Annotated in this window: 16 protein-coding genes; 8 read left to right on the top strand and 8 right to left on the bottom strand. The window is 64.3% G+C overall.

Translation table 11 applies throughout. From position 1 onward, the window contains the following. Nucleotides 1-37: 37 nt before the first annotated feature. The 6 genes from LJ737_RS18835 to LJ737_RS18810 form a co-directional block, all read right to left on the bottom strand. Nucleotides 38-712, bottom strand: a complete 675-nt coding sequence (locus tag LJ737_RS18835; protein WP_227768298.1) for a phosphoribosylanthranilate isomerase — start codon at nucleotides 710-712, stop codon at nucleotides 38-40. A gap of 13 nt (nucleotides 713-725) precedes the next feature. After that, nucleotides 726-1,559, bottom strand: coding sequence for an indole-3-glycerol phosphate synthase TrpC (gene trpC, locus LJ737_RS18830; protein ID WP_227768297.1), 834 nt, complete (start codon nucleotides 1,557-1,559; stop codon nucleotides 726-728). Nucleotides 1,560-1,733: 174 nt separating this feature from the next. Then, complete coding sequence (gene trpD, locus LJ737_RS18825; RefSeq protein ID WP_227768296.1) at nucleotides 1,734-2,729, bottom strand: anthranilate phosphoribosyltransferase; 996 nt, start codon at nucleotides 2,727-2,729, stop codon at nucleotides 1,734-1,736. Between the two features lie 105 nt (nucleotides 2,730-2,834). Further along, nucleotides 2,835-3,407 carry an anthranilate synthase component II gene (locus tag LJ737_RS18820; RefSeq protein WP_227768295.1) on the bottom strand — a complete coding sequence of 191 codons (573 nt, stop codon included), beginning with the start codon at nucleotides 3,405-3,407 and terminating at the stop codon, nucleotides 2,835-2,837. 22 nt (nucleotides 3,408-3,429) lie between these two features. Beyond that, nucleotides 3,430-4,911 (bottom strand): anthranilate synthase component I family protein, encoded by a 1,482-nt coding sequence (locus tag LJ737_RS18815; protein WP_227768294.1) that lies wholly within the window; start codon nucleotides 4,909-4,911, stop codon nucleotides 3,430-3,432. Nucleotides 4,912-5,305: 394 nt separating this feature from the next. Next, nucleotides 5,306-6,733, bottom strand: coding sequence for an alpha/beta hydrolase-fold protein (locus tag LJ737_RS18810; RefSeq protein ID WP_227768293.1), 1,428 nt, complete (start codon nucleotides 6,731-6,733; stop codon nucleotides 5,306-5,308). A 369-nt stretch (nucleotides 6,734-7,102) separates the two neighbouring features. On the opposite strand from LJ737_RS18810, the gene LJ737_RS18805 reads away from it, so the two are divergent. From LJ737_RS18805 to LJ737_RS18795, 3 genes are all read left to right on the top strand, one after another. Further along, nucleotides 7,103-10,111: a SusC/RagA family TonB-linked outer membrane protein gene (locus LJ737_RS18805; protein ID WP_227768292.1), complete on the top strand. Its 3,009-nt coding sequence runs from the start codon at nucleotides 7,103-7,105 to the stop codon at nucleotides 10,109-10,111. A gap of 11 nt (nucleotides 10,112-10,122) precedes the next feature. Beyond that, on the top strand, nucleotides 10,123-11,760 hold the full coding sequence (locus LJ737_RS18800; RefSeq protein WP_227768291.1) for a RagB/SusD family nutrient uptake outer membrane protein: 1,638 nt from the start codon (nucleotides 10,123-10,125) through the stop codon (nucleotides 11,758-11,760). A 78-nt stretch (nucleotides 11,761-11,838) separates the two neighbouring features. Beyond that, on the top strand, nucleotides 11,839-12,972 hold the full coding sequence (locus tag LJ737_RS18795) for a SusE domain-containing protein (RefSeq protein WP_227768290.1): 1,134 nt from the start codon (nucleotides 11,839-11,841) through the stop codon (nucleotides 12,970-12,972). Nucleotides 12,973-13,314: 342 nt separating this feature from the next. Here the strand turns inward: LJ737_RS18795 and LJ737_RS18790 are convergent, their stop codons facing one another. Continuing rightward, nucleotides 13,315-14,523, bottom strand: coding sequence for a T9SS type A sorting domain-containing protein (locus LJ737_RS18790; RefSeq protein ID WP_227768289.1), 1,209 nt, complete (start codon nucleotides 14,521-14,523; stop codon nucleotides 13,315-13,317). Nucleotides 14,524-14,809: 286 nt separating this feature from the next. On the opposite strand from LJ737_RS18790, the gene LJ737_RS18785 reads away from it, so the two are divergent. Continuing rightward, on the top strand, nucleotides 14,810-15,670 hold the full coding sequence (locus LJ737_RS18785; protein WP_227768288.1) for an N-acetylglucosamine kinase: 861 nt from the start codon (nucleotides 14,810-14,812) through the stop codon (nucleotides 15,668-15,670). Between the two features lie 290 nt (nucleotides 15,671-15,960). Here LJ737_RS18785 and LJ737_RS18780 read toward each other — a convergent pair whose 3' ends face one another. Beyond that, complete coding sequence (locus LJ737_RS18780) at nucleotides 15,961-18,795, bottom strand: alpha-amylase family glycosyl hydrolase (protein ID WP_227768287.1); 2,835 nt, start codon at nucleotides 18,793-18,795, stop codon at nucleotides 15,961-15,963. A 349-nt stretch (nucleotides 18,796-19,144) separates the two neighbouring features. On the opposite strand from LJ737_RS18780, the gene LJ737_RS18775 reads away from it, so the two are divergent. From LJ737_RS18775 to LJ737_RS27315, 4 genes are all read left to right on the top strand, one after another. Beyond that, nucleotides 19,145-19,984: a YfiM family lipoprotein gene (locus tag LJ737_RS18775; protein WP_227768286.1), complete on the top strand. Its 840-nt coding sequence runs from the start codon at nucleotides 19,145-19,147 to the stop codon at nucleotides 19,982-19,984. A 158-nt stretch (nucleotides 19,985-20,142) separates the two neighbouring features. Next, the gene (locus tag LJ737_RS18770) at nucleotides 20,143-21,273 is read left to right on the top strand and encodes a Smr/MutS family protein (RefSeq protein WP_227768285.1); all 1,131 of its coding nucleotides are present in this window, start codon (nucleotides 20,143-20,145) and stop codon (nucleotides 21,271-21,273) included. A gap of 137 nt (nucleotides 21,274-21,410) precedes the next feature. Next, nucleotides 21,411-23,294 carry a M1 family metallopeptidase gene (locus tag LJ737_RS18765; protein ID WP_227768284.1) on the top strand — a complete coding sequence of 628 codons (1,884 nt, stop codon included), beginning with the start codon at nucleotides 21,411-21,413 and terminating at the stop codon, nucleotides 23,292-23,294. Nucleotides 23,295-23,324: 30 nt separating this feature from the next. Then, nucleotides 23,325-23,627, top strand: coding sequence for a MafI2 family immunity protein (locus LJ737_RS27315; protein WP_501993665.1), 303 nt, complete (start codon nucleotides 23,325-23,327; stop codon nucleotides 23,625-23,627). Nucleotides 23,628-23,632: the final 5 nt, after the last annotated feature.

Raw genomic sequence — 23,632 nt, 5'->3', positions numbered from 1 at the left:
CGGTAGCGCAGCTGACTTGCTTGCCACGCGGGCAGCGCTACCCGCGCAGTTCGTCGATAAACGTGCGCAGCCGCGCCGCGTCTTTTAGTCCGGGCCCTTGCTCGAAGCGGCTGTTCACGTCGAAGCCCGCGAGGCCCGGCAGCTGCAGCGCCCGCAGCGTGGCGGCGTGGTCGGGCCCGAGGCCCCCGGCCAGTAGGTAGGGCGTGGGCAGGTCGTAGTCGCGCAGCAGGTCCCAGTTGAAGGTGGTGCCGTTGCCGCCCGCCGCCGGCCCGGCCGCGTCGAACACGAAGTAGGCGCAGTGCGGGGCGTAGGCTTCCAGGCGGCCGAGGTCGAGCTGCTCCCCCACCCCAACGGCCTTGAGCACCGGCAGCCCGGCGGCGGCCAGCGCCGCGCAGTCGGCCGGCGACTCCTGCCCGTGCAGCTGCACGGCCGTGAGGCCGAAGTGCAGGGCCGTGCGGCGAATGACCGCCGGCTGCTCGTCGACGAACACGCCGACCTTGGCCACCGGCAAGGCCCGCAGCTGGGCCGCGTCCAGGGCCGTGGGCGCGTAGCGCGGCGACTTTGGGGCGAAGATGAAGCCGAGCATGTCCACCGGCAGCGCGGCCACGGCGGCCACGTTGGCGGGGTATTTCAGCCCGCACACTTTTAGCAGCGGCCGGTCGGGGTGCGGGCTGGGCAGCGCGGGCGTGAGGGTGGCAGCGGAAACGGTCATAGCGCTGATAAGGCTAGCGGGCGGCCGATAGTTCGCGCAGTTGCTGCACCAAGGCGGCGCAGGCCCGATCGGGGCGGCTGTGGCGCATAAACGTTTCACCGATGAGGAAGCCCTCAAAACTGGCCCGGCGCAGCGTATCGATGTCCTGGGCGGTGCGCAGGCCGCTTTCGGCCACCTTGCCTAACTGGGCCGGCAGGTGCTCCACCAGCTGCAGGCTGCGCTCCAAGGACACGGAGAAGTCGCGCAGGTCGCGGTTGTTTACGCCCACCAGGTCGATGGCATCGTGGGCCACGTCGAGCGTGCGGTCCAGCTCTTCCTTGTCGTGCACTTCCAGCAGCACTTCCAGGCCCAGGCCCTGCGCCTGCAGGCCCAGCTCGCGGATTTGCTGGGGCGTGAGTACGCTGGCAATGAGCAGCACCGCGTCGGCACCAATGCTGCGGGCTTCGAGCAGTTGGTAGGCGTCCACCACGAAGTCCTTGCGCAAAATCGGGCATAGGTTGAAGCGCCGGGCCGTGGTCAGGTCCTCGTTTTTGCCGCCGAAAAACTCGGTATCCGTCAGCACCGACAAGGCGGCAGCGCCGGCCTGCATGTAGCCCAGCGTGGTGCGCTCCACCGGCGCAAACTCGTTGATCCAGCCTTTGGAGGGCGAGCGGCGCTTGAACTCGGCGATGATGCCGCTCAGCTCGGGCCGGCGCAGGTAGCCGCGCAAGGACAGCGTGGGCGCGTCGAGGTATTGACTGCGCTCCAGCAGCTTGTCGGGCACCAGGCCGCGGCGCTCGGCCACTTCCTGCCGCTTGTGGGCCACAATGCGGGCCAGCACGTCGGGGGTGTTCAGGGTCGTTGTCATGGGAAACCTCACCCCCGGCCCCTCTCCTTGGGGAGAGGGCAAGCCTGACGACTCGGGAGGTCTGTTGAGTTGTTAGTATGGTAAGATCCTGGCGTCGAGATGCAACCTTGCGCCTCCATCGTCGGGTAGTGTTTTCCGTGCGCAGCGAGCAGGCGCAAGCTCCTCTACGAAGCCCTACTGCGTGTTTAGCAGGCCGATGAAGGCGCGGCGGGCGCGGCCGGAATCGAGCGAGTCGTAGGCGGCTTCGAGGGCGTCGGCCAGCGACACCTGGGGGTTGATGCAGCGGATGCCGAGGGCGGCGTTGGCGGCCACCACGTCGCACTGGGCGCGGGTACCTTTGCCGTCGAGCACGTCGCGGAAGATGCGCGCCGAGCCCTCCACCGACTGCCCGCCGGCCAGCTCCTCGGCCTGGCACACGGGCAGGCCCAGGGCTTCGGCCGTGAGCAGCTGCTCGCCCTCGGCGGAGGTGGCAATTTTGGCCTCGCCGGTGAGGCTCAGCTCGTCGTAGCCGTCGAGGGCGTGTACCACGGCGTAGCGCGTGCCGGCGTCTTCGAGCAGGTATTGGTAGAGGCGCAGCAGCTCCAAGCTGTACACGCCCAGCAGCTGCGCCGCCGGCCGGGCCGGGTTGATCAGCGGCCCGAGCATGTTGAAGAAGGTGCGCACGCCCAGGTCGCGGCGCACCGGGGCCACGCGGCGCATGGCCGGGTGGTAGGCCGGCGCGTGCAGAAAGCAGATGCCGGCCGCGTCGAGCTGGCGGCGCAGGCGGTCGGGGCCGGCGTCGAAGTCGTAGCCGAAGTAAGCCAGCACGTTGCTGGAGCCCACCGGCGACGACACCCCAAAGTTGCCGTGCTTGGCCACCTTGTAGCCGGCGCCGGCCACCACGAAGGAAGCCAGGGTGCTGATGTTGAGCGTGGCCTTCCCGTCGCCGCCGGTGCCCACGATGTCGAGCACTTCGTGGGTACCCAGCTCCGGGTCGCGGCACAGCTCCAGCAGCGCGTCGCGGAAGCCGGCCAGCTCGGGCACGGTGATGGGGCGCATGCGGTAGACGGCCAGCAGGGCAGCCGCTTCCACGTCCGTGACCTCCCCTTCGCCCAGGCGCAGCATCAGCGCGTGCGCCTCAGGGCGGCTCAGGGTGTGGTGGTCGAATAAGGCGGTGAGCAGGTCTTTCATTGCAAGGGTGTATTTGGGAAGTGGTGAGCTTGTGAAGAGCGGTTTGGCTCGGGCGTGAAGGCTATTGACAGCGTTAGTCCATTCACCTTTCACTACTTCACAACTTCACCTTTCCAGCCAATTGCTGAGCAGCTGGTGGCCGTGCTCGGTCAGCACCGATTCGGGGTGAAACTGCACCCCGCGCACGTCGTAGTGGCGGTGGCGCAGGGCCATGATTTCGCCGCTGCTGTCGTGGGCAGTGGCTTCCAGCGCGTCGGGCAACGAGCCGGGGCGCACGGCCCAGGAGTGGTAGCGGCCCACGTTGAACTGCGCCGGCAGCCCCTGAAACAGCCGCTCGTCGGGCACCGTCACGGTGGCCTGGCTGGCCACGCCGTGGTGCACCTCGGTGAGGTTCACCAGCTCGGCGCCGAAGCTCTCGGCTATGCCCTGGTGGCCCAGGCACACGCCCAAAATGCGTTTGACGGGGGCGTAGCGCTGAATCAGTGCGGGCATCAGCCCGGCTTCCGACGGCACGCCGGGGCCGGGCGACAAGAGCACCGCGTCGTAGGCCGCTACCTCGTCCAAGTCGAGCTGGTCGTTGCGACGCACCGTCAGCCGGGCGCCGTGGCCCAGCTCGCGCAGCACCTGCACCAGGTTGTAGGTGAAAGAATCGTAGTTGTCGAAGACGAGAATGTTCATCGGTCAGGCGGATAAAGCAGCGTTAGACCGCGGCGGTGGGAAACGGTGCCCGTTCGCCTAGTTCGGTGGCCACCACCTCTTCGCCGGCGCGGGCGGCCTGCTTGAGCGCCTGCCGCAGCGCGCCGAGCTTGTGGTGTACTTCGTTGAGCTCCGCTTCGAGGTCGGATTTGGCCACCACGCCAGCCCCCGCCTGGTAGTAGAGCGTGCCGCCCACGCTCACGAAGGAGCGGATGAAAATGGCGTGGTTGAAGCTGCCGTCCAGGCCCAGGTGACCGAGGCAGCCGCCGTAGAGGCCGCGGGCCGAGGGCTCCAGCGCTTCGATGAGCTGCATGGCCCGCACCTTGGGGGCACCCGAGAGCGTGCCGGCCGGAAAGGTATCGGCCGCCACTTGCAGCGAGTCGGTGCCCGGCGCCAGGGTGGCCTGCACGTGGCTGACGAGGTGAATGACGTGCGAGTAGTACTGAATTTCGCGGAAGCGCTTTACCGTCACCGATTCGGCGTGGCGGGCGAGGTCGTTGCGGGCCAGGTCCACTAGCATCACGTGCTCGGCATTTTCCTTGGGGTCGGCGGCCAGCTTTTCGGCCAGGGCCGCGTCCTCGGCGTCGTGGCCGGTGCGGCGGAAGGTGCCGGCAATGGGGAAGATGCTGGCTTCGCCGCCCGCCACGCGCAGCTGCGGCTCGGGCGAGGAGCCCAGCAGGCGGTAGCTGCCGTAGTCGAAGTAGAAGAGGTAGGGCGAGGGGTTGATGGCCCGCAGGGCGCGGTAGACCTGAAACTCGTCGCCGCGGAAACGCTGCTGAAAGCGCCGCGAGAGGACAATCTGAAACACGTCGCCGCGCAGGCAGTGGCGCTGCCCCTGGGCCAGTACGTGGCGGAATTCGTCATCGGTCTGGTTGGTCGTCTCCTCACCTTCCAGCGCGAAGCTGAACGAGGGCCGTACGGGGCTGCGCACCACGCTCAGCAGGCGATGCAGGGCCGCTTCGTCGGGCTCCTGCCCCTCGGGCGTGTGCTCGAACACGTGCAGCTCCTGCCGGTAGTGGTTCAGGGCCAGCACGTAGCGGTACAGGCCGTAGCGCGCGTCGGGCAGCCGGTAGGGCGCGGGCTTGGCGGCGTCGAAGGTCACGTCCTCGCAGTACGGGGCCGCGCCGTAGCCCATGAAGCCAAACAAGCCGCCGCTGATGAAGGACTGTCCGCTTTCGGGGGCCGAAAAGCGGCCGGCAAACTGGCGCAGGCAGTCCAAGGCTTCGTGGCGCGGGTCCTGCAGGGTGCGGCGCTGCTCCCGGCCGCCGGGCAGGCGCTCCAGCAGCTCGGCACCGCGCAGCTCGAAGCGGGCCAGTTCGTCGAGGGCGAGGTAAGAAAAGGCGTTCTGCTGGGCGTGGTAGTCGGAGCTTTCCAGCAGCAGGCAGCCGGGGTACTGGTCGCGCAGCCGCAGGTACAGCCCCACCGGCGTGACGGTGTCGGCGGGCAGGCGAAGGTGGCGGGTGCGCAGGGTGATGGTAGGCAGCATAGAAAAGCGGCAAGAGGTGAAGGCGTAGCGGCGGCTCCGAAAAGCAACAAGCCCGGCTGGCGGGCCGGGCTTGCACTGCTAAGCATTCAGGAGTAGCAGGGTCAACTGCTTCAAATTAGGCTATGCACGCAATGGTCAGGTCCCGACCGGCAGAACGGTTGGGCCACCACCAAAGCAGCAGAGGCGTGGTTGAAGCAAGTGTCATGGTGAGTGAATGGTTGACGCTGCAAAAGTACCGCGGCTTGGCAACAGATGCCAAGCAACAATCAAAATATTTTAAACAATGAGCTAAAATTTTAACAATTCACAAAATAAGCACCCAAATAATTGCCTGCCTCTAAAATTCACCGACGAATAGCCGCTGGTTTTGCGGATCTACTAATGTTCTTTCAACCTATTCTTTCACGAAAGGTTGGCTGACGGTCGTTTTTTCGCTCTGCAGCCGCACTACGTAGCTGCCGCGGCGCAGCGTGCCCACCTCCACGGCCTCGGCGGCGCTGCGCAGGGACCGGCGCAGCACTACGCGCCCGGCCGAGTCCAAGATTTCCATGCGGGCGCGCCGCCAGCCGGCGGGCAGCTGCACCGTCAGCGTGTGGGCCGCGGGATTGGGAAACAGTTGAAAGGAAGCCGCCGCCGCGCCGGGTTGCGCGGCCGTGGCCGTGGCGGGCCGGTACAGCCACTGGTAGGCGGCCGGAAACTCGCGGCGCCAGAACCACTCCGCGTGCTGCCCATCGGCCAGGGCCTGGGCGTTGAGGTCGGTGGCGGCGTAGCCCGCGCGCTGCAGCGAGTCGCGCACGGCCTGCATCAGCGGCACCATGGTTGCGCTTTCCGGGGTGCCGGCCACGAAGTAGAAGCGCGTGGGCTGGCCGGCAGCGGCGCGGTGCTGGTGCAGGTAAGCCTTGAGCGGGGCTTCGGCAAACCAGAACGCGGGCGAGAACAAGGCCGCCCGCCCGAACACGGCCGGGTACTTCAGCGCGGCGTACAGCGAAATCAGCCCGCCCATGCTGCTGCCCCCGATACCCGTATTCAGGCGGTCGGGCAGGGTGCGGTACTGCTGGTCAATGTAGGGCTTGAGCGTCTGCACCAGGAAGTCCACGTACTGGTCGCCCTGCCCGCCGCCGTACTGCGGGTTGTTCCAGGGCGAATACTCGTTGAGGCGCTGCTGCCCGTCGTTGTCCACGGCCACCACGATGCAGCCGGTAGGGTCCTGCCCGCTCTGCTGCAGCGCAACCAGCGCCTCGTCGACGCCCCACTCCCCCGAAAAGCTGGTGCATTGGTCAAATACGTTCTGCCCGTCGTGCATGTAGAGCACGGGGTAGCGCCGCGCGCCGCTGCTGGCGTAGCCCGTGGGCAAATACACCCACACCCGACGGGTGCGGCCGGGCAGCTGAGGCATGGCAAAATTGGTGCTGATGACCTGCACGTTGGGCTGCAGGGCCGTCGACTGGCAGGGCGCCGCGCCGCCCAGGTCCTTCCAGCCCAGCACTTGCAGCGTGACCGTGGCCGCGGCCCCGGTGGCGGTGTAGCGCCGGTTGGCTATGTCCTGATACTGGGCGTCGGTTTCGACGGCGGCCCAGCTGCCGCGGGTGAACTTGAACTCCAGCGCCCCGGTCACCGTGGCCGGCAGCGTGACAGCGTAGCTGCCGTCGGGCTGCGGGGCCAGGGCGTGGGCGGCGCTGCTCGGGTTCCACCCGTTGAACGAACCCGCCACGTAGAGCGTGGCCCCGGCCGGGGTGTTGGCGGGGATGCTCGCCAGCCGAAAAGTGGTTTGCGCTTGGGCGCTACCGGCCAGCAGGGTCAGCAAGACAAAAAAAAGACGCATATAATCGGGGGGTTAACAGCGCAAAAGTGATAGAAACCAGCGAAATTTGCCTACCGAATACCCTCGGTGATTAAACGCTCACTTACACTTGCTACGCAATCGTTTGGAGTTTTTGGGGTGCGTCGCCGCTGATAATCAGCGTCATGACAATTGTTTGGCCGTTTTACCGAGTCAAAAATCAGCGCTATTTGCTGATTTCCGCCGTTGCAATTGCCAAAACCAAAACTATATCTTGCGCAGTTTATTAATGCGTAAGGGCCTTAGCCAGCCCGTTTCCCGGGCTACCGGAAACGTTAGCGCCCGGCGCCAGCGGCCTCCCGTTCTCCTCGCCAATCCCTGCCATTTTCCCACAACCCTTTTCATGTCATCATGAAGCACTCGTACCTGCCGAAACTCTGGTTTCTGCTATTTTTTCTCATTTGCTGCACGCTAAGCGCTGCTGCCCAAACCGGGGCGGTGAGCGGGCGCGTACTCGACGAGAAGCAGCAGCCCCTTCCGGGCGTTACTGTTATCATCGAGGGTACGCAGCTGGGTAGCTCCACCAATGCCGACGGGCAGTACCTGATCCAGAACGTGCCGGCTGGCCCGCGCACGGTGGTGGCCTCGTTCGTGGGCTTCTCCACCCAGCGCATTCCCGTAACGGTGACGGCCGGGCAGACGGCCAACGTGGCCAACGTCTCGCTGGGCGAAAACACCACCCTGCTCAACGAAGCAGTGGTTGTGGGCTACGGCACCACCCGCCGCCAGGATCTGACCGGCTCGGTAGAGCAAATCTCCGAGAAGCAGTTCGTGAAGGGCCAGGTGACCAACCCCGAGCAACTGGTGCAGGGCAAAGTAGCCGGTGTGCAAATCACCACTACCAGCGGCCAGCCGGGCGCTGCCTCCCAGATCCGCATCCGCGGCGGCTCCTCGCTGTCGGCCTCCAACGACCCGCTTATCGTTATCGACGGCGTACCGGTGGACAACGGCACGCTGAAAGGCGCTTCCAACCCGCTGACGCTCATCAACCCGAACGACATCGAGAGCATCACGGTGCTGAAGGATGCTTCGGCCACCGCCATCTACGGTTCGCGCGCCTCCAACGGCGTACTGCTGGTAACCACCAAGCGCGGCGTGGCCGGCGAGAAGCTGCGCGTGAACGTGACGAGCCAGCACGCTATTTCGACCCCGGTGAAGTACGTGGACGTGCTCAACGGCGACGAGTACCGCGCCTTGGTTAACGCCCGCGGCAGCGCCCTGTCCAAATCCTTGCTGGGCACGGCCAACACCAACTGGCAGAAGGAAATCTTCCGCACCGCCTACACCACCGACAACACGGCCAGCGTGACCGGCGCCGTCGGCAAAGTGCCGTACCGCGTTTCGGGCGGCTACCTGGGCCAGCAGGGCCTGCTGATCAACAACGACCTGAAGCGCTTCACCGGTTCGGTGGGCCTGACGCCCCTGCTGCTCGACGGCAAGCTGCGCGTGGACATGAACGTGAAGGGTTCGTGGATCGACAACAACTTCTCCGACCAGGGCGCCGTGGGCGGGGCCGTGTTCTTCGACCCGACCCAGCCGGTGCGCTCCAGCGAAGCCCAGTTTGCGCCTTACGGTGGTTACTTCCAGTTCCTGCAGCCCAACGGCGACCTGGTGGCCCTGGCCCCGCGCAACCCGGTGGGCCTGGTGAACCAGCGCCGCGACCGAAGCACCGTGAAGCGCAGCATCGGCAACATTCAGCTCGACTACCAACTGCCCTTCCTGAAAGGCCTGAGCGCCAACGTCAACGCCGGCTACGACATCCAGCGCGGCCGCGGCACCACCTTCGTGCCGACCAACGCCGCCGCCGACTTTAACCGCGGCGGCCGCAACAACAACTACGGCCAAGACCGCGACAACCTGCTGCTGGAAACCTTCGGCAAGTACAACCGCGAATTCGGCGCTACCCGCCTCGAACTGCTGGCCGGTTACTCCTGGCAGCAGTTTAAGAACACCGAATACAACTTCCCCGAGTACCGCGCCGACCGCACCGTGTTCCAGCGCGCCGTGGCCGCCTACAACGGCGACTCCACGATTCGGCAGCAGTACAACCTGATTTCGTTCTACGGCCGCGCCAACCTGAACTTCAGCGGCAAGTACCTCTTCACCGCCACGTTCCGCGCCGACGGCTCGTCGCGCTTCCCCACCGACAACAAGTTCGGCTACTTCCCCTCGGCAGCCTTCGCGTGGCGCCTCAAGGACGAAGGGTTCCTGAAGGACAACGCCACGGTATCGGACCTGAAACTGCGCGTGGGCGTGGGCCAGACGGGCCAGCAGGACATCGGCGGTTTCTACGACTACCTGCCCCGCTACCAGTTGAGCACCACCACTGCGCAGTACCAGTTCGGCGACCAGTTTATCCGCACGCTGCGTAGCTCGGGCTACAACGGCCAGCTGAAGTGGGAAACCACTACGACCTACAACGCCGGTCTGGACTTCGGCTTCTTCGGCGGCCGCTTCTACGGTTCGGTGGATGTGTACCAGCGCGACACCAAAGATCTGCTGAGCTTCACGCAGGTGGCCGCTCTGGTGAACCTGACCAACGAGCTGAACCTGAACGTGGGCAAGCTGCAGAACCGCGGCCTCGAAATTCAGGCCAACGTGGACGCCGTACAGGGCGAACAGTTTAACCTCTCGGTGAATGCCAACGCGGCCTTCAACCGCAACGAAATCAAGAGCCTGACCAACGTGGCCAACGCCAACACCGTGGGCAACCTGGTGGGCGGCATCTCGGGCGGCGTGGGCAACACGGTGCAGATCAACTCGGTGGGCTTCCCCGCCCAGTCGTTCTACGTGTACCAGCAAGTGTACGACAAGCAAACCGGCCGCCCGCTGCAAGGCGTAGTGGTGGACCGCAACGGCGACGGCGTCATCAACGGCTCGGACCGCTACCAGTACAAGTCGCCCCGCCCGAAAGCCTCGCTGGGCTTCGGCTCGAACATGAGCTACGGCAAGGCTTCGCTGGCCTTCACGTTCCGCTCGCAGATCGGCAACTACGTGTACAACAACGTCCGCTCGGGCGCGAACTTCTCGTCGAACTCGCTTAACTACCTCTACAACGTGACGCCGGAAATCAACAAGTCCGGGTTCACGGCTGGCACCGACCAAGTGCTGCTGTCGGACTACTTCCTGGAGAACGGCTCGTTCCTGCGCCTGGAAAACGTCACGCTGGGCTATAACTTTGGTTCCCTGGCCGGTGAAAACACGAACTTCGGGGTTTCCTTCGCTGTTCAGAATGCATTCCTCATCACCAAATACAGCGGCCTTGACCCGGAGGCCGTGCGCGACGGCAACCTCGGCATCGACAACGTGGTGTACCCGCGTGCCCGCACCTTCACCCTTGGTCTGAACCTCGGCTTCTAATTCCCACACTGATGAAAAACAAATTCACGCGGACTTTGGGAGCCCTGGCCCTGGCGGCCCTGCTGCTCCCCGCTGTTTCTTCCTGCGTCGGCGACTTGGACCAAACTCCTGAATTCGACGCCGTACCGGACGTGGTTTACCGCGACCCGGCCCAGGTGAAGCAGGTGCTGGCTCGTCTGTACGCCACCCTGGCCGTGAGCGGCCAGCAAGGTCCGGCCGGCCAGCCCGACATCACGGGCATCGACGAAGGCTTCTCCAACTACCTGCGCCAGTACTGGATGGCCCAGGAACTGCCCACCGACGAGGCCATCATCGCCTGGAACGACGGCAACCTGCCCGACTACAACAAGCTTACGTGGAACGCCAACAACAACTTTGTGCGGGCCATGTATGACCGGATTTTCTACCAGATTTCGCTCTGCAACGAGTTCATCCGTCAGACCACCGAGGACCGCATGTCGGAGCGCGGGCTGTCGGACGGTGACAAGGCCACCATCCGCGTTTACCGCGCCGAGGCCCGCTTCCTGCGCGCCCTGAGCTACTGGCACGCCATCGACATGTTCGGCAACGTGCCCTTCGCCGACGAAACCGCGGCCGTGGGTGGCAGCCTGCCCCAGCAGAAGAGCCGGGCCGAGGTGTTCACCTTCATCGAAACCGAGCTGAAAGCCATCGAAGGCGACCTGCTGCCGCCGCGCGCCGAATACGCCCGCGCCGACAAAGGCGCCTGCTGGACGCTGCTGACCAAGCTGTACCTGAACGCGCAGGTGTACACCGGCACGCCCCGCTACAACGAGGCCGTGTTCTACGCCAACGAAGTGCTGACCAAGGGCGGCTACTCGCTTGCCCCCGCTTACCGCAACCTGTTCCGCACCGACAACAACCGGGCGGCGGCGCGCAACGAAATCATCTTCCCGGTGACTTCGGACGGGCGCAACACGAAGACCTACGGCGGCATGACCTTCCTGGTCCACGCCCCGGTGGGCGGTGCCCTCGACGCGTTTGCGGCTGACTCCTTCGGTATTGCCGGCGGCTGGGGCGGGGTTCGCGCCAAGTCGACCTTGGTAGACAAGTTCGACGGCGGTGCCACCAGCTCCGACCGGCGTGCCATGTTCTTCACCACCGGCCAGTCGCGTGATATCAGCGACATCTTCACCTTCAGCCAGGGCTACTTGATGACCAAGTACCGCAACATCTCCTCGACGGGGGTGCCGGGCACGGACGCGAAGGTGAACGGTGGCGAAGGCAACTTCATCGACACGGACTTCCCCATGTTCCGCCTCGCCGACGTGGAGCTGATGTACGTGGAAGCCGTGCTGCGCGGCGGCACCGGCGGCTCGAACACCCAAGCCCTTACCTACCTGAACGACATTCGTCGCCGGGCCGGGGCTACGCAGTTTGCGGCGCTGCCCACGGGCAGCCAAGGCCTGCAGACGGTGCTGGACGAGCGGGCGCGGGAACTGTACTGGGAGGGTCACCGCCGGACGGACTTGATCCGCTACGGCCTCTTCACCAGCGGCAACTACGTGTGGCCCTTCAAGGGCGGTACGGCCGTTGGCCAAGGCGTGGCGGCGCGGTTCAACCTGTTCCCCATCCCGACGACGGACTTGGTGGCCAACCCCAACCTGCAGCAAAACGACCCGGGGTACTAGAACCTTTCGGCGGTCGGCCCTCGTTAGGCGGGGGCCGACCAGCTTGGTTTCTTTCCACGCTTTTCCCACTCATTCCATATGAAAAACAGCTTCTTTAAGCTCGTGAGCCTCGGTTCCTTGCTCGTCGTTGTCGCTGCCTGCGAGAAAGACGAAGTGAAGGTCACCTCCGACATCACGGGGACGCCCACGCTTTCCGCGGCCAGCAGCCTGCCGACCAACGGCGTGCTGACCAGCGCCAACGCCGCCCGTCCGGGTATCATCTACTCGTGGACGCCCCTCACGTTCAACAACTCGGCTACCACCGTTATTCCGGTAACCTACTCGCTGGAAGTAGCCAAGCGGGGGAGCAGCTTCGCCAACTCCACCACGATTGACCTGCCCAACAAGGCCGGGGCGAACCGCGACACGATTAAGGTCGGCGACCTGAACGCCGCCCTGATTCGGGCCGGTCTTACCCCGGAAGTGGCCGGTGAAGTCGACGTGCGGCTGCGCGCCGCCTACGCCAACAACATGTCGATGGTGCTGAGCACGAACTCGCTGACGGTAGCCGCCACGCCTTACTCGCGCGAGCTGTACACCTTCGGCAGCCTTGGTGGGCTGGGCAGCGGTTCGCCCTTCGTGCGCGAAACCGCTCCGCGCAAGTACGACGGCTACATCTACGTGCCGGCCGCGCCGAACAACACCTTTAAGTTCTCGAACACCTCGTCCGCCTCGGGCACGGTGACGGGCATCGGTTCGCTGGGCACGCCGGTTACGGCCGCCAACGGCGTGGTAACGGTAACCGGCTCGATGGCCGCGGCCGGTTCGGGCAACGACATTACCCTGCCCGGCGGGCGCATGTACCGTATCGAGCTGGACCTGAACACCGGCGTCAATACCTTCAAAGCGACGTCTACGACTTGGGGCATCGTTGGCTCGGCCACGACCAACGACGGCTCGGGCTGGAACGCGTCGAAGCCGCTGACCTACAATACGACGACCAAGAAGTGGGAAGGCACCATCAACCTGCCCGGCACTGGCTCGAACAACGAGTATAAGTTCCGCGCCAACGACGAATGGACCATCAACTTCGGTGATTCGCCCGCTTCGGCACCCGATGGCGTCCTGGACTACGACGGGGCCAACATCAAGCTCGCCAGCCCCGGCACCGGCTACAAGGTCTCCCTGGACCTGAACGACGCCGGCAACTACAAGTACACGGTGACGCGCTAATTACCGCTCCCGTGATGCCAAGCCCCGCCACCTTGTGGCGGGGCTTTTTTTATGGCTACTAGCCGCTCGTTTCCGGCCATGTTGCGCTGCCTCAGTCCGGCTAGGGCTTCTTACGTTTCTGCCCATAAGCAGTGCTGGCAGCGCGTAGCTGCGCCATCTGCCATAGCCAGTCTGCATATAGCTAATGCTAGTGCTGGCAGGAGCGGCTGTTGCCCTCGTAGCTCAACCAATGACCGCCCCGCTCCCACGGCCAACAGCCGCTCCTGCGTTCCTGTCGACGCACAAAAAAGCCTTCCGGGTCAGACCCGGAAGGCTTTTGCATTCGTGGTAACGGGAAGCCGTTTACAGCAGCGTCACTTTGTGCGTGGCCACTTGCTCGCCTACCTGCACTTTCACCAGGTAGGTGCCAGCGGCTACGTTGCCGGCGCCGAGCTTCTGGCTCTGCACGCCCACACCTTGCTGGCCAGCAAACACCGTGCTCACGCGGCGGCCCATCAGGTCGGTCAGCTCGATGTTCACCTGCTGCTGGGCATTCTGCACGCGGTAGGTTACCGTGGCTTCACCTTGCACGGGGTTGGGGTACACGTTCAGGGCCACGGCTTCGGCCTTGGCGCGGTTGCTGGTTACCGTTAGGTTCGTGGCCGTGACGTTGAGCGAGGCGGCCTGGGTGCCGGGGATGTTCGCGAAGTCCACGGCGTTGGGCGTACCGTTGCTGGGGCCGCCCAAGTTGGGCAGCGGGTAGCCCAGCGTGGTCGGAATGGCCGCGTTGTTTTGCGGGATAAAGTCGCTCGACAGGTAGCCGCCGCCGCTGTTGTTCTGCAGGGCAAAAATCTGCACCGTGCCACCCGCCGTGGGCAGACCGATGGCCGAACGGCTGACGGCAATTTCCAGCCCGTTGCTAGGAGCGTTGCCGGGCGTGGTGGTGCTGAAGCCGGGGTTCGACGAGAGGTTGGCGCTGCTGGTGTAAGCTACTTGCGAGCCCACGAAGGGCGCTAGGTTACCGGGGGCGTTGGCAGCAGTAATGGTGCCGGCCGTGCCGGTGGTGTTCAGCGGGGTCGTGCCCGTCAGCACGCCGCCGGTAGCGGCAGTGGAGGAGGTATACACCACACCGTCGACCTGCACTTGGTTGCCCGTGCCCGTGCCTTTGATACCGATGGCCATATCAGCCGCCAAATCCAGCTTGATGGTGGTGTTGGCGAAGGACGTGTTGGCGCCCCCGGCCGGCAGGATGGTGCCTACGGGTACGCCGGGCGTGGAGCCCGGGCGGTCGATGAACAGTTGCAGGGAGTTGCTCACGCCACCCGTGTTGTTTTCGAGGGTGCCGGCAATGAAGAAATACAGGTTGTTGGCGTCGGAAGCGGCGTAGAGGGCCAGCAGGCCGGCGTCGCCGAAGCCGTGCGGGTTGGTAAAGCGGCCCACCAGCTGGTAACCGTTAGTGGCTACCTCCGAGGCCGCCAGTTGCCCGTTGATGGTAATCGGGGCCTGGGCTTGGGCGTTCAGGCCAAGCAAAGCCAGGGCGCCGGTTGCAAACAGGGTAGAGATGTACTTCATGAGAGTAGTGTGAGAGGATGTGGGAAATGTTGAAAATGCAGCAATTGTGCGTGAAAGATGTTAAATAATACGCAAAATCAATGCATTTAAGTTGCGCGTTTTTTTCATCAAACACTGCATTATTCCTAACTCCTTGAACGTCGTGTGTAAAGGCTCACTTACACCAGCAAAAAAAGCGCAAACCGCCGGCCCAGATCCGCGTCAACTTCGGCGCAGGCCCGTAACTTAGCCGCCCGTGCGGCATTCTGGCCGCGCATATGGTCTTACCGCAACCTCCCTCCTTTCTATGATCTTGATTGCCGACGGCGGCTCCACCAAAACCAGCTGGTGCCAACTCGATTTGGCCGACCCGCAGCAGCGCGTGCACTTCAACACGGAAGGCTACAACCCCTACTTCATCGATACGGCCGGCATCGTGGCCTCGCTCGACGCCAACCTGCCCGACACGCTGAATCGGCAGGCCGTGCGCGAAGTGAGCTACTACGGGGCAGGCTGCTCCACCGAGCAAAACGTGGCCATCGTGGAAAAGGCCATGCGCCAAGTGTTTCCGCTGGCCAACATCTTCGTGGGCCACGACCTGCTGGCTTCGGCCCGGGCCCTGCTCGGCAACAAGCCGGGCTTCGCCGCCATCCTCGGCACCGGCACCAACTCGGCCATCTACGACGGCAAGGACATCACCCACAACATCGACTCGCTGGGCTACTTCCTCGGCGACGAGGGCTCGGGCTCGTGGATTGGCAAGCGCCTGCTGCGCGACTACATGCGCGGCCTGCTGCCCGACGGCCTACAGGACGCCTTCCGCCAGCAGTACGGCCTCGAAAACGAGCAGATTTTCGACCGTGTGTATAACCAGCCGCTACCCAACCGCTTCCTGGCGTCGTTCAGCAAGTTTGCCTACGACCACAACAATGTGAGCTACTGCCGCGACATCGTGGTCGACGGCTTTGAAGCCTTCTTCCAGAACCTGGTCATCCAGTACCCCGGCTACCAGAACTACACCTTTAATTGCGTGGGCTCGGTGGGCTACAACTTCCGCGACGCACTGGCCCAGGTGGCCCGCGCCCACGGCATGGAAGTCGGCAAAATCATCCGCTCCCCTATCGATTCGCTGGTAGACTACCACGTGGAAATGGCCGCGGCGGAGTAGGTAAAACAACGACCTTAGACCGTCATCCTGAGGCGTAGCCGAGGACCTTCCTCCAACCCCGCACCACCTGAAAAGCGCAGCCACCAACGCCCCTCGTCTGGGCTCGGTGGCTGCGCTTTCGCGTTACTGCCATTGTCGAAAAAGAGGCCGCACTTCGTCGGCAGCGGCGGTGCGGGCTTAGAGGTAGGTTCTTGGCTACGCCTCAGGATGACGGTCTGATTTATACATCACACAAAAAAGCCCGCTCCGAATACCGGAGCAGGCTTTTTTGGCTTGCTAACCGAGCCGTATTAGGGCTGCACCACGAGGCGAGTGGCGGCGCTGGCCGCGCCAGCCTGCACATTCACGATGTACACGCCGGCGGCCAGGCCGTCGAGCGTCAGGGGTACTTCCAGCGCGGCGCCGGCGGGGCGGGCGGGCAGCTGCACGCGGCGCACCTCGCGGCCGATAACGTTGCGCACGCTCACCGTCACGGGCGCGGCGGTGGGGGCGGTCAGACGCACGGTGGCGCGGCCGGCGGCCGGGTTCGGGGCCACCGTCAGGCCGAGGGCGGCCACGCGCTGCTCGGCTTTGCTGGCCAGCACCGTGGCGGGGCGGCGCACGCGGGTGGTGGTGTACACGCGGTACTCGCCGGGCTGCAGCGTCAACTGAGCATTCACGTTGCTCACGGTGATGCTGTCCCCGGTGAGGTAGTTGTACCACTTACCGGTTTGCTGGAAAGCCGGGTCGATGGTGGTGCTGGTCACGTCGAAGTTGCCGATGACGGTTACTTTCTGGGCGGCGTCGCTGAGGTGAATCGACTTGGCGGCCCCGGCCAGCTGCTGGGAGTAGCTCGTGGGGTTGTCGAACACCGCTTGGCTTTTCTTCAGGGCGATGAGCGAGCTGTACACGTCGTAGAGCTTGCGGCGGGCAGGCTCCTGGTAGTAGTTCCAGCGGATGGGCTTGTTGCCCACGCGGCCGTTGAAGTCGATGCTCACGTCGTAGCCCAGCTCGCCGAACTGCCACACCATTTTGGGGCCGGGCACGGTGAAGAAGAAGGCCGCGGCGGCTTCTTGGCGGGCCAGCGCCACGGGCAGGGTGCGCGTGTCGTGGTTGGGGTTCGACTGGTTGCCGTAGGTGATGTTCTTGTACATCAGGCGCTCCTCGTCGTGGCTTTCCATGTAGGTCACCAGGTTCGGCTGGGCCCAGCCGCGGCCGCCCTGGGTCGTGCTGCCGTAGTAGCCCCAGCTGAAGTTGGAGTCGTTCAGCCAGCCCATGGTGGCCTCGTTGTAGTTGTGGTTCAGGTTACCCCACAGCATCATGCCGGCGGCGGCCAGCACGGTTTCCTCCGAGTTGTCGGCGAAGTGCTCCAGGATGACGAAGGCGTTCGGGTCGACGGTCTGGATGTAGTTGTTGTAGTCGGTCCAGATGTTGATGCGCGATTGGTCGTAGCGGCCCCAGGCGGGCACGTCGTTGGGGTTGTTGGTCTGGGTAAAGCCCTTCGAGAGGTCGAAGCGGTAGCCGTCCATGCGGTATTCCTGCAGCCAGTACTGCATCACACGTTTGCAGTACGCCTTGGTGAAGGTGCTTTCGTGGTTGAAGTCGTAGCCCACGTTGTAGGGGTGGGTGGGCGTGACGTTAAACCAGGGCGAGGCCGAGGTCACGTTGCCGTTGGCGAAGTAGAGCTGCACCAGGGGGTTCTGGCCGAAGGCGTGGTTGAGCACCATGTCGAGCACCACGGCCATGCCGCGGGCGTGGGCCGCGTCGACGAAGCGCTTCAACTCGTTTTTGGGGCCGTAGTACTTGTCGGGGGCCATGTGGAACGAGGGGTTGTAGCCCCAGGATTCGTTGCCCTCAAACTCGCCCACCGGCATCAGCTCGATGGCATTTACGCCCAGGCGCTGCAAATAGCCCAGCGTGTCGATGAGCGTCTGGTAATCGTGGCGGGCAATGAAGTCGCGCAGGTGCAGCTCGTACACCACCAGCTTGCTCTTGGCCGGGCGCTGGTAGCCGGTCGTGGTCCAAGTGTAGGTCGGGGCATTGGGTTGCAACACCGACACGATGCCCGTGGTCTGGCCTGTGGGGTAGGCCTTCAGGTTAGGGTAGGTAGCGGCCGGAATGTACTGGTCGTTGCTGGGGTCGAGGATTTTCTCGGCGTAGGGGTCGGCCACACGCAGCTCCCCGTCGACGAGGTACTGGAAGGCGTATTCCTGCCCGGCGGTGAGCCCGTTGAGCTGCACCCACCACTGGTTGCCGTCGGGGGTTTTGTTCATGTAGCCGGCCGTGGTCGGCTGCCAGCCGTTGAATTCGCCGATGGCGTACACGAACTGCTTGCCCGGGGCCGTGAGCACCAGCACGGCGGAGGTGCCGCCGGCCAGGTAGTTGATGCCGTCGCGCACGCCCGTGGGCAAGGCGGCCGTGGTAACGGCCGGGCGGATGTAGACGATGGCCGAATCGGACACCGAGGTGGTGCCCACGGTGGCGGTCAGGCGGATGACGTTGCGGCCGGCCTGGGTGGGCGTCACGCTGCCGCTAAAGCTGGTGGCGTTGGTTTGCTGGCTGATTTGCGTGCCGTTGAGGCGCAAGGTAAGCGTGGCAGCCTGCGAGACCGTGCCCGTCACGTTGACGGTGGTTCCCGAGTTGATAAACGTCGGGTTCTGGCCGGTGGTCGGGGCGGTAATGCGCACGGCCAGGGCACTGCTCTGGGCCACGTCCACAAAAATGTCGGCGCCGCCGGTGGCGCGGCCGACGATGGTGCCGGTGGCGTTGCGGAACACCATGGCCAGTTTCAGGATCTGTTCGGCGGCCGGCACGTTGAACCACGCCCGCACACTCGGGGTGATGCTCAGCGTGTAGGTGTTGGCGCCGGTGCGGGTGAGCAGCACCGAGGGGTCGGCTGCGTTGAAGTTGCTAAACTTCACGTAGCGCCAATCGGAGGGCGAGGTGCTCAGGTTGGTGATGACGCCGATGTGGGCGTACACGTCGCCGGTGAAGTTGTTGAGCCCTTGGTTGCCCTGGGCCGCGTTGAAGGTCAGCGTCACCGGGTCGGCCGCGGTGAAAAACGCCGGATTGGTGGTTACCACCTGCGCCCGCGCCACGCCGGTCAGGGCCAGCAGCAGCACGGTCAGGAGTCGAAGTGCTTTCATGTAACGAGTGGGAATGGGTAAGAAAATCGAATGTCGCAAACGGTTGGGGCCACGGCCGGGGCAGCAGTCCAGTGCGCATTTCCGGGCGCATTGGGCTTTTGTGCGTACTTTTCGAGCAATGGCGCCCCTAAGTTACTCCGGTTTTTATTTGTGTGGTTTATTAATGTTTTTTAATAGATTGAGTGCTCACTCAGTTCAGGCCCAAGGCCTGGCAGCTGACCGGGTCATTCCCCCGCTCAGGCCCGTCGTTTCAACTTCCCCTACCCCAGCAGCTGCCGAGCTAGCCCTGCGAAACCGCCTGCCCATTTGCGGCCTCGTCGAGGGCCATCATCCCGTCAGCTTGCGCCGCTTGTCCCTCGCCGACTCGCTGCCCCCACCGGCGGTGCCCCGCTACCGGCTGCCGCTGGTCATTGGCACGTTGGGCGTGGGCTACGCCGGCACCTATTCGGCCCTGGCCGCGGGCTGGTACACGGGCCCGCGCGAGCCGTTTCACTGGTTCAACGACCTGCCCGAGTGGAAGCAGCTCGACAAAGCCGGGCACTTCTGGGGCGCCTTCCACGAAAGCCGCGGCGCGGTGGACATGCTGCGCTGGGCGGGCCTTTCCCCGAAAAAAGCGCTCTGGTACGGCGGCTTCCTGGGCTTTTTGCTGCAAAGCCCCATCGAATACTTCGACGGCCGCGACCCGGCCTACGGCGCCTCGGCCACCGACCTGGCGGCCAACTTTCTGGGTTCGGCGGGCGTCATCGGGCAGCAGCTGGCCTGGGGCGAGGTGCGCCTGATGCCCAAGGTGTCGTTTCACCTCACGCCCTACGCCGCCCGGCGGCCCAACGTGCTCGGCCAGAACGTCGGCGAGCGGCTGCTCAAGGACTACAACGGCCAAACCTACTGGCTGTGCGCCGACGTGGGCGCCTTTTTGCCCCAGAGCAGCCGCTGGCCGCGCTGGCTGCAGCCGGCCCTGGGCTACGGCGCCCAGCAGATGGTGTACAACGACGCGGCCACCAACCGCGCCGCCGGCCTCGACAGCTACCGGCAGTACTACCTGTCGTTTGATATCGACCTACGTCGCATTCCCACGCGCAGCAAGGCCTTGCGCACCGTGTTTTACGTGGCCAGCATCTTCCACCTGCCCGCCCCGGCGCTGGAGTTCAGCCGCAAGCGCGGGCTGGTCGCACACGGTTTGTATTACTAGGCAGCGCGGCGGCAGTAGCTTCGGCGGAGCGGCGTGCTTCAGCTTAACAGGCAACTTTCCCGATTCTCTGCCGACCTTTACCCCCTTGTCCTGCCGCGCGGCGGCACTTTTTCCCTGGCCGTTCGCGTATTGAAGGACTACACCCCTCAGCAACAACTATGAATATCGGAGACCGTGTGCGCCTCATGTCGGGCCGCGAAGAAGGCATCGTTACCCGCATCCTCGACCAAAACTTGGTGGAAGTTACCATCGACGACTTCCCGGTGCCCGTGCTCCGCTCGGAGCTGGTGCTAGTGGCCGCGGAAGAGTTTAAAGCCTTCGGCGGCAGCGAGCTGGCGCCTTCGCAGGTAGCTGCCCCGCGCCCGCTCAAGCCCGGTAAGCCGGGCAAGCCCGCCGCAGCTGCGCCGACCACCACCACGACGCCCAGCGGCAGCAGCACCACGCCGGCCAAAGCCGCCCCCGCTCCGCCCGCGCCCAAGGGGCTGTACCTGGCCCTGGTGCAGCAAACCTCGGAGCTGCTGGTGGCCCACCTGATCAACAACACCGACGCCGACGTGCTCTTTACCTTCGGCGAGGAACGCGGCGGGCAGTACCGCGCCCTGGCCGCCGACAAGCTGGCGCCCAAAACCGTAAGCCAGCCGCTGGGCCACCGCCACCTCAAAGACTTCGACCAGTGGGCCACGGCCGTGGTGCAGCTGCTCCCGTCGCAGCTGAACGCGCCCACGCTCTACGACACCCTGCTCAAGCGCGTGTCTTTCAAGGCAAGCTCGTTTTACTCCTCGCGCCGCGAAGCGCCGGTGATTAAGCGCGAGGCTTACCTCTTCCAGCTCGACGAAAAGCCTGCCGCCCCCATTGCCGTGCCCCTCACCGACGAGGCGCCCAAGCCCGCCCCCGCCGTGGACCCGGTGAAGCTGCGCGACCAGATTGCCGACAAGCTGCGCGGCGACGCCAAAACCGTCGTGCCCGCGCCCAAGCCCGAGCCGGTCAAAGCCATTGTGGCGCCGCCCCACGAGGTAGACCTGCACCTGGAGGCGCTCAAGCCCGAAGGCGGCACCGAAGGCCTGAGCAACACCGCCGTGCTGGAGCTGCAAACGGCGGCCTTCGAGGACGCGCTGAGCCGGGCCCTGGCCACCAACATGCACGAAATCATCTTTATCCACGGCGTGGGCAACGGCACCCTGCGCAAGGAGCTGCACAAGCGCCTGAGCCGCAACCGCGACATCAAGTTCTTCGAAGAGGCGCGCAAGGAGAAGTTCGGCTACGGCGCCACGCTGGTGCGGCTGAAGTAGCATTTCCAACGTTTGGCCGTCATGCCGAGCGCAGCCGAGGCATCTCGCCGGATAGTAATTTCTTCGTTGAACATTACTACCCGCCATCAGCACGCGAGATGCCTCGGCTGCGCTCGGCATGACGTTCTGTTTTTTCTATGAAGTCACTGCTGCTCGCCGCTTCCCTCCTCGCCCTCGGCCCGTTCGCCGCTTTTGCCCAGCAGGCCGCCGCGCCTAACCTGCCCGTGCCGCGCAACCTGCAGGCCACCTACACCAAAGGAACCCGCAGCCCCGACGGCCAGCCCGGCCCCAACTACTGGCAGAATACGGCCGATTACGCCATCAAGGTCAATTTCGACCCGGCCACGCGGCGGGTGCAGGGCACCGTCGACATCAAGTACCAGAACAACAGCCCCGACGAGCTGCCGCGGCTGCTGCTGAAGCTCTACCCGAACCTCTACCAGCAGGGCGCCCCCCGGGCCAGCCGCATGGAGCCCGAGGACATCGGAGAAGGCGTGAAAATCGAGGCGCTGGCGGTGAACGGGCAGGCGGTGGATGCGGCCAAGTGGCGCGTGCAGGCCACCAACATGCTGGTGCCGCTGCCGCAGGCGCTGGGCAGCATGCAGAGCACCCAGCTCACCATTGCGTATTCGTACACGCTCAACAAAAGCTCGCATATGCGCACCGGCGAGATTGAGCCGGGGGCCGATTTTGTGGCTTACTTCTTTCCGCGCGTGGCCGTCTACGACGACATCGACGGCTGGAACGAGTTTGCCTACAACGGCCAGCAGGAGTTTTACAACGACTTCTGCAACTTCACCGCCGACATCACCGTGCCCCGGGACTTCCTGGTGTGGGCCACCGGCGACCTGACCAACGCCGAGCAGGTGCTCGGCAAGGCCTACCTCAAGCGCCTGCGCGAGGCCGAGAAAAAAGACGGCTACACCACCATTGTCAGCCGGCAGGAAGCCGAGCGTCGCGGCATCACGGCCCCGAATGCGCAGAATACCTGGCACTTCGAAGCCCGCGACGTGACGGACTTCGCCTTCGCCACCGCCGACCACTACGTGTGGCAGGCCACCAGCCTCGTCGTCGACCCCAAGACCAAGCGCCGCACCCGCGTGGATGCCGTTTACAACCCCAAGCACCAGGACTACGAGGAAGTGGTGCAGTTCGGGCGCAAAACGGTGGAAGCCATGAGCTACACCTTCCCCAAGTGGCCCTTCCCCTACCCGCACATCACCGTGTTCGACGGACTCGACCAGATGGAGTACCCGATGATGGTGAACGACAACCCGGTGGAAACCCGCGCCGACGCCATTACGCTGACCGACCACGAAATCTTCCACACCATGTTCCCCTTCTACATGGGAACAAACGAAACCAAGTACGGCTGGATGGACGAGGGCTGGGCTACCATCGGCGAGTGGCTGATTTCCAGCATCATCGCCCCCAAGCTGGACGACGACTACGGCATCGCGCCCTACGCCGGCGCGGCTGCTACTGAAGTCGACGTGCCCATCGCCACCCTGAGCACCCAGCAGACCGGTACGGCCTTTTTCCTGAACTCGTACCCCAAGCCCGGCCTGGGCTACCTCTACGTGAAGGATATGCTGGGCGACGAGCTGTTTACCAAGGCCCTGCACCATTACATCGAGACCTGGCACGGCAAGCACCCCATGCCCTACGACTTTTTCAACGCGATGAACGCCGGCGCGAGCCGCAACCTGAACTGGTTCTGGCAGCGCTGGTTTTTCGACGCTGGCTACCCCGACCTGGCCATCCAGAGCGTAACCAAGCAAGGCGCCGGCTACGACGTGCTGGTGGCAGCCAAAGGCAGCAAGCCCGTGCCCATCGACCTGACCATCACGTACACCGACGGCACGACCCAGCAGGCCCACCGCTCGGTAGCCGTCTGGGAAACCGGCGCCCGCACTGTCACGGTGAATGTCCCCGGCGACAAAGCGGTGAAGCAGGTGAAGCTGGGCAGCACTCTCGTGCCCGACAGCTACCCACAGGACAATGTGTGGACGGGGAGGTAACCAGATTGATTATTAAAATATTAAAACCGCATGGAGAGGATTAACTGGCTTGAGCTGAAAGCTTCCGTTCAACGAGCCTTGCTATTCAACATTCGACCAGCTGTGGTCTGTATTTCTATCCATCTATCCGAGGCGAACGAGTTTTTTATGCGTTTCCAGTTCGACAATGAGCCTACCGGTGATGACAAGGCTATGTGTGGAGAAGCAGCCGGTGAAGTAAATGGCGACTTTGTGGATATGAAGTCCTTTGATGTCTCTTTCATAAGCTCAACTGCAGCGTACAGTCCGGAGGCGCACTATCCGACTTTGGTCTACGCCAGAGCTGACTCCTAGCCTTT

The organism is Hymenobacter sp. 15J16-1T3B (assembly GCF_020711235.1).
In the GTDB taxonomy this organism is placed as follows: Bacteria; Bacteroidota; Bacteroidia; order Cytophagales; family Hymenobacteraceae; genus Solirubrum.
The sequence above is the reverse complement of the archived record's forward strand: the minus strand, read 5'-3'. Positions and strand labels throughout refer to the sequence as shown.

Bases quoted from the DNA above. Each gene is read 5' to 3' on its own strand.
- LJ737_RS18835 (WP_227768298.1), bottom strand. From the start codon at position 712: ATGACCGTTTCCGCTGCCACCCTCACGCCCGCGCTGCCCAGCCCGCAC.
- trpC (WP_227768297.1), bottom strand. From the start codon at position 1,559: ATGACAACGACCCTGAACACCCCCGACGTGCTGGCCCGCATTGTGGCC.
- trpD (WP_227768296.1), bottom strand. From the start codon at position 2,729: ATGAAAGACCTGCTCACCGCCTTATTCGACCACCACACCCTGAGCCGC.
- LJ737_RS18820 (WP_227768295.1), bottom strand. From the start codon at position 3,407: ATGAACATTCTCGTCTTCGACAACTACGATTCTTTCACCTACAACCTG.
- LJ737_RS18815 (WP_227768294.1), bottom strand. From the start codon at position 4,911: ATGCTGCCTACCATCACCCTGCGCACCCGCCACCTTCGCCTGCCCGCC.
- LJ737_RS18810 (WP_227768293.1), bottom strand. From the start codon at position 6,733: ATGCGTCTTTTTTTTGTCTTGCTGACCCTGCTGGCCGGTAGCGCCCAA.
- LJ737_RS18805 (WP_227768292.1), top strand. From the start codon at position 7,103: ATGAAGCACTCGTACCTGCCGAAACTCTGGTTTCTGCTATTTTTTCTC.
- LJ737_RS18800 (WP_227768291.1), top strand. From the start codon at position 10,123: ATGAAAAACAAATTCACGCGGACTTTGGGAGCCCTGGCCCTGGCGGCC.
- LJ737_RS18795 (WP_227768290.1), top strand. From the start codon at position 11,839: ATGAAAAACAGCTTCTTTAAGCTCGTGAGCCTCGGTTCCTTGCTCGTC.
- LJ737_RS18790 (WP_227768289.1), bottom strand. From the start codon at position 14,523: ATGAAGTACATCTCTACCCTGTTTGCAACCGGCGCCCTGGCTTTGCTT.
- LJ737_RS18785 (WP_227768288.1), top strand. From the start codon at position 14,810: ATGATCTTGATTGCCGACGGCGGCTCCACCAAAACCAGCTGGTGCCAA.
- LJ737_RS18780 (WP_227768287.1), bottom strand. From the start codon at position 18,795: ATGAAAGCACTTCGACTCCTGACCGTGCTGCTGCTGGCCCTGACCGGC.
- LJ737_RS18770 (WP_227768285.1), top strand. From the start codon at position 20,143: ATGAATATCGGAGACCGTGTGCGCCTCATGTCGGGCCGCGAAGAAGGC.
- LJ737_RS18765 (WP_227768284.1), top strand. From the start codon at position 21,411: ATGAAGTCACTGCTGCTCGCCGCTTCCCTCCTCGCCCTCGGCCCGTTC.
- LJ737_RS27315 (WP_501993665.1), top strand. From the start codon at position 23,325: ATGGAGAGGATTAACTGGCTTGAGCTGAAAGCTTCCGTTCAACGAGCC.